Origin of the sequence: Prevotellamassilia timonensis, from assembly GCF_021531665.1 — a bacterium.
GTDB lineage: Bacteria > Bacteroidota > Bacteroidia > Bacteroidales > Bacteroidaceae > Alloprevotella.
Window position 1 is genome coordinate 1 of the sequence record NZ_JADYUH010000090.1, and the last position, 5046, is coordinate 5046.

A 5046-nucleotide genomic window follows, 5' to 3' on the forward strand; every position below is an offset into this window, starting at 1 on the left:
GTCAGAGGTGCTGTATATATGACGTAACATGTTATAATTGAATCTATAAACTGAAAATTAACGAAGTATTGATATAGTCACAAAAGGCGAAAAATTCAATTTCAGAGGCAACTTTTTTGAAAACATTTATTCATCGAGACAAATGGCTTTGCATATTGCTTCAAACTATTTCATGCCTCATCCTTCTCTGCAAAGCCTTTGCGAATAGGCTGAATCCTGACATCAGGAACGCAACAAAACGCTTCAGTACAGATGTTTGTTTATTCGGCATCAATATGGGGGTTGCTTATAATTTGTTGTTAGGGCAAGTGCTTCAATAGGCAATTATAGCAGAATTCTCCATAAGCTGCCATTAATTTATAAGCATTAGGCAGGGCTTGATTTGGGAAGGTGTTAGCAATAATGGCTTTTATGCTTTTTCCTCCGTAGTTAATATCTATCACACTACAAGAGACCGACAATTTTGACCCTTCAAAGTTGTCCTTCTCCTCGTATATAACCTTAATGGTTCCTGGATACTCCTTGTTACCGCTGTATGCTTGGAAAACTTCTTTAAATTTACGTGAACAAAAAATAACGAACTCTCTGTCATAAGTGAAGATTTCATGGAACAGGGTTTCAACATAAGGAAAAATTTCGCTGATTTTCTCCTTATTAATGGCACTGAAACTCCTTGATGCGTATGGCACAAGTTCAAGTTGCCGCTTCCCTAAAAGCACTTTTTCCTTCTCTTCAAGCTGTCTCTTATGCACCTCTGCCTTTACTTCTTTTTTTGTGGATGATTTGTTGTCGAGAATATACTTCAAATTTGTTTCATCCAAACCGACTCCGCAATTTTTCCAATGATGCAAAAAGAAAGCTTGCTTCAAATCAAAATTGTCCATCCTCCATCGATCCCAATCGCCATAATTGGCATTGAACTCGTTATAATGTTTAATGTCATCCGTCAAATCGTAGTCATTCAAACCAACTTGCGGACAAGCATTCCCGCAAGACAGTTTTTTAAACATCTTGGACATATTACGCTTTTTCAGTTCATAAAGCAGTTCCCTGTTTGCATTCTCAACTCCATTGCCAGGATTAAGCATTACCATAACCGTTTTAGCGTCGCGCTTGCCCCAGCCATAAACAGGAAGTGCCCTTGTCGCAAAAGAAGTTTGGTCCATCATATATCGCTGGAGAGTTTTTTGCTTTTCAGGTGTATCGGCGAGATTTTGAAGATTGCGATACTTTGATTTATCCGTCTTAATCAGGTCGCCCAAATCTTTAGCACCGTCAATTTCTCCCTTATTATACAAATCTTCTAAATCCTTTTGTATTCTTTCATCAAGTGTCATGTGTTTCTTTTCCATATTCAAAAGTTTTTCTTTTAAATTACATCAAACTCAAAATCTTATCTTTACATTTCAGACTATTTACCCATAAAAACAATCATCGTACTCGCAGAGGAGATTGCCTGCGGGGTCCTTGAGTTTGAATGACTTCACTGTGCCAATATCAAGATAATCTTGAATGTGGTCTCTTATTGCATCAACAAAGTCAACATCTTCTTCCAACTCTGCAAGTTCCTTAAAATCATCGTCAGAAAGATTGTCAATGAGATAATAGGTGTCCTCAGGCCATATAAGGCTCCCTGGGTCAGTATCCCATTCCACATAATCGGCATGCAGCGTCTTCAAATAGTCTATTGTGTACATATTTAGAGTCATCTTTGTGTGTTACGATATCTCCCGGTTGTGACAACCGGGAGATATCGTTTCACTATGAGCGTCATTACTTTTTCTTTGCCTTCTTCACAGGCCGTGACCGAACATCTGGTACGCACCATCCTCGTGGCGCACAGCGAGGAGCACATCACGGATGCCACGCTCGGTGGTAGAGTAACCCACAACCACTGCATCGATGCTATGGCGGGGCTTCACCTTGCTGATGAGGCGATTTTCATTGTGCACCACAATGCCTTCGGCACCTTCGCCCTCGACCCAATCCTCGTAGATCTGCTGCACCTCGTCGACTGATGCGGCCGTGCGCATCTCTACGGGGCGACAGAACGAGCTGCTCTTGGTCATCTTCAGTTTGCGACCATCATTCTCTGTGACGTTGACGAGACTGAAGAGTTCCGTCAACTTGGCATGCACCTCATCGTAGTGGGCAGCCACAAAGGGTTGGCCGTCGAGTTCAATAATGTCAAATGGGGCGAGCGCCAGCGTGTCGCGCTTGGCGGCATCGGCCAGTGCCGACTGCACATCGCCACAGCGGGGACGGCCACCCTCGCGGGGCACATAGAGCTCGGCAGCAATGATGGCGCTCTTGACACCTTTCTTGCCCATAAAGGCTGCGAAGATATCTAGACACTTCAGTTCGCCTGTACGCTCCTTACCCTGGGAGTTAAGCATAACTGCAGCCCCATCGCGGTAGAAGACGCATTGCAGATGTCCGTCAATCTTGCGGGTTACGCAGAACTGCTCGCCACTGATTCGTGCCTTTATCTTGGCGCCCTCTACAAGCATGAACTTGCCTGCTATATTCTTCTTATAGTCAATCGCCTTCTGGCGCATATCTTGTGTTACTTCCATTGTAGCCATAGTACAAGTTATTTAGCAGGTATTTCTTTTAGTTCCAGATTGGTGAGGCGCAGGATGAGCGCATAGCTGTCGCCCTGCACACGTCCTTCGAGGAAAGCACGGTAAGGAGTGCCGCCATTAGACATCACGAGCGGTTCGTTACCCTTGGCACCAGCGGTGATGAGCATCATGGCACCCGCATCGGCGAGTTTCTTAGCCATATCGAAAAGGAAGTCGTAGGTGAGTCCGTTGACGTGCTGCATCTACCTCGTAAGGTTTAGTCTATATAATATTTCGATTCGTTTTCTTCCCCCGAAGCCTTAAGCCACTTATTTGCAAGTTTTGCCACGGAGAGCACTTCACGAGATAGTTCTGGGGTACAGTTTGTTTTCACCTTCAGGTCAAGAACCTTCATATACTCATCAAGCATCTTGATGGTCTTCTCCACCATTGCATAGTCAATCAATCGCTTGTTAAGTTTCTCATCGTCTTCGTCGTGAAAAAAGGTCTCGCTGATGAGGTAACAAGTAACCTCCTCCCAGTCAGGGAAACGCTCCGAGCCAAACTGCACCCATTCTCCGGGAAACTCACTCGCTCCGTTCTTTGCCCTGTCGTCAACCAGATAATCTCCATTAACGAGATGCTTGCAATGTGTCAGGATCACACGTTTCTTGAATTTGTCGCCGAAGTGCTTGGTTATCCAATTAATCTTGTCACCCCATGCCGACGGGTTCTTCCATGGGGCAGTAGAAAGGATATACACATCGTAGTGCTTGCTCAACTCGTGTACTGCCTCAAAGGCACCAGGCATTGGATCCATCAGCGAGAAGATACCAGGCACTTCGTCGAGTCTGCCCTCATACTCTTGCTTTGTTTGATCACTCAGCTTGTTGATACCGCTTTGGAAATCAACCAGCACGCCATCCATGTCAAAAAACAATGTTTTCATATTCTTGATATTATATCTGTTGTTACTGTTTTTAGAATTTTACAAACACTGCAGGGAGTCTGTTGTCCAACTACTCTTTGGCTGCCAAAATCTGCAATGCGTCGTTTACGTTGGTAACATAGAGTCGCAGGCTTCCTTCTTCGGCATCATACTCCGATGACACCCCGAAGTTATATAATATAGTCACAAAAGGTGAAAAATTCAATTTCAGAGGCAACTTTTTTATAAACCTTAATTCCGCAAAACTATTACAAATATAACTTTTAAGTACCTGAGCAACTTGCTCGGGGTTTCGTCATGTCGGATTTTCACCTCTCTTAGTGTTGAAAATCAAAATATGTATCAAACCCGACAGACATGGCAAGGTTGCAATAAAATCTGAGAAACTCTCCTTTTGGAGGAATTTTTTCAATAATGGAGCAATTCGACTCCAATCTCTCATCTGTAATCGACTCAACCCTCGGTATGAGATGCAGGCTGTATGGTTATCAATACAGCGAAATCATCCGTTCGCTTATGAGCGTTTATTTCTGTGGCGGCTCATGCATAGAGGATGTCACCACTCATCTGATGTGCCACCTCTCGCTTCACCCGACACTTCGCACATGCAGTGCCGACACGATTCTCAGAGCCATTAATTGTTTTGGAACACGAAACACGCGAAATGTTCAGAAATTAATGAGACATTTAACGAGACAATTAATGGGGTACGTAATCTATAGGGAAATAAAAATCCTGCAAACCCTACACAAAACCCTACATTTTCCTCGTATTGCGCTGATTATCCGCACGTTGCACTGTGTAGGGTTTGAAGCAAAAATCCTACACAAACCCTACACTGAACCCTACATGGGAACTAAGAGTCAAAGAGACTAAGAGTCAAAGAGGCGGAGCCTACCCCAACCCCTCCCTAAAGGGAAGGGCTTTGTTGCGGCGCTGATGCACCGCACATGGGGGTCTTTTTTTGGGGAGTCAAAGAGACGAAGAGAGGAAGAGTGGGAGAGGCGAAGGCTAAGAAAAACTATGGGAAGGCTAAGGAAAATTAGGGGAAGGCTAAGAAAAATTAGGGGAAGGCTAAGAAAAACTAGGGGAAGGGAAATTAAAATTTGAGGAAGGGAAATTAAAATTTGAGGAAGGGAAATTTTAACCGGGTGCGCTCCCAGTTTTACTTAGGTGCGCTCCTAGTTTTTCCTAGGTGCGCTCCTAGTTTTTCTTAGGTGCGCTCCCAGTTTTACTTAGGTGCGCTCCTAGTTTTTCTTAGGTGCGCTCCCAGTTTTACTTAGGTGCGCTCCTAGTTTTACTTAGGTGCGCTCCTAGTTTTTCCTGGGTGCGCTCCCAGCAGAAACGTTTCTCCATTAATGCCCATTAATTGTCTCGTTAATCGAAGAGTCAAAGAGACTAAGAGACAAAGGGACGAAGAGACAAAGAGACGAAGAGACAAAGAGACAAAGAGAGGAAGAGATAAAAAGAAAAAGGGGCAAAGACAAATTACTATGTTTGCAACGAGAAACCGCTCACTATGGCTAAATCAGA

General features: G+C 44.0%; 5 protein-coding genes and 1 pseudogene. 1 reads left to right on the plus strand and 5 read right to left on the minus strand.

Annotated elements, in window-relative coordinates; translation table 11 throughout:
* Nucleotides 1-299 precede the first annotated feature (299 nt).
* The 5 genes from I6E40_RS10350 to I6E40_RS10370 all read right to left on the minus strand — a co-directional run bounded on the left by I6E40_RS10350 (nucleotide 300) and on the right by I6E40_RS10370 (nucleotide 3513).
* Nucleotides 300-1352: a hypothetical protein gene (locus I6E40_RS10350; RefSeq protein WP_235387110.1), complete on the minus strand. Its 1053-nt coding sequence runs from the start codon at nucleotides 1350-1352 to the stop codon at nucleotides 300-302.
* Between the two features lie 63 nt (nucleotides 1353-1415).
* On the minus strand, nucleotides 1416-1697 hold the full coding sequence (locus I6E40_RS10355; RefSeq protein WP_235387112.1) for a hypothetical protein: 282 nt from the start codon (nucleotides 1695-1697) through the stop codon (nucleotides 1416-1418).
* Between the two features lie 96 nt (nucleotides 1698-1793).
* The gene (locus I6E40_RS10360) at nucleotides 1794-2576 is read right to left on the minus strand and encodes a hypothetical protein (protein ID WP_235387114.1); all 783 of its coding nucleotides are present in this window, start codon (nucleotides 2574-2576) and stop codon (nucleotides 1794-1796) included.
* A 17-nt stretch (nucleotides 2577-2593) separates the two neighbouring features.
* Nucleotides 2594-2827 carry a hypothetical protein gene (locus I6E40_RS10365; protein WP_235387116.1) on the minus strand — a complete coding sequence of 78 codons (234 nt, stop codon included), beginning with the start codon at nucleotides 2825-2827 and terminating at the stop codon, nucleotides 2594-2596.
* A 14-nt stretch (nucleotides 2828-2841) separates the two neighbouring features.
* Nucleotides 2842-3513, minus strand: a complete 672-nt coding sequence (locus I6E40_RS10370; RefSeq protein ID WP_235387124.1) for a 5' nucleotidase, NT5C type — start codon at nucleotides 3511-3513, stop codon at nucleotides 2842-2844.
* A gap of 341 nt (nucleotides 3514-3854) precedes the next feature.
* Between I6E40_RS10370 and I6E40_RS10375 the strand changes: the two are divergent.
* A pseudogene (locus I6E40_RS10375) lies at nucleotides 3855-4149 on the plus strand (IS1380 family transposase); the annotation flags it as partial.
* Nucleotides 4150-5046 lie beyond the last annotated feature (897 nt).

Excerpts from the sequence above, each read along its gene's own strand:
- I6E40_RS10350 (WP_235387110.1), bottom strand. The coding sequence starts at position 1,352 with ATGGAAAAGAAACACATGACACTTGATGAAAGAATACAAAAGGATTTA.
- I6E40_RS10355 (WP_235387112.1), bottom strand. The coding sequence starts at position 1,697 with ATGTACACAATAGACTATTTGAAGACGCTGCATGCCGATTATGTGGAA.
- I6E40_RS10360 (WP_235387114.1), bottom strand. The coding sequence starts at position 2,576 with ATGGAAGTAACACAAGATATGCGCCAGAAGGCGATTGACTATAAGAAG.
- I6E40_RS10365 (WP_235387116.1), bottom strand. The coding sequence starts at position 2,827 with ATGCAGCACGTCAACGGACTCACCTACGACTTCCTTTTCGATATGGCT.
- I6E40_RS10370 (WP_235387124.1), bottom strand. The coding sequence starts at position 3,513 with ATGAAAACATTGTTTTTTGACATGGATGGCGTGCTGGTTGATTTCCAA.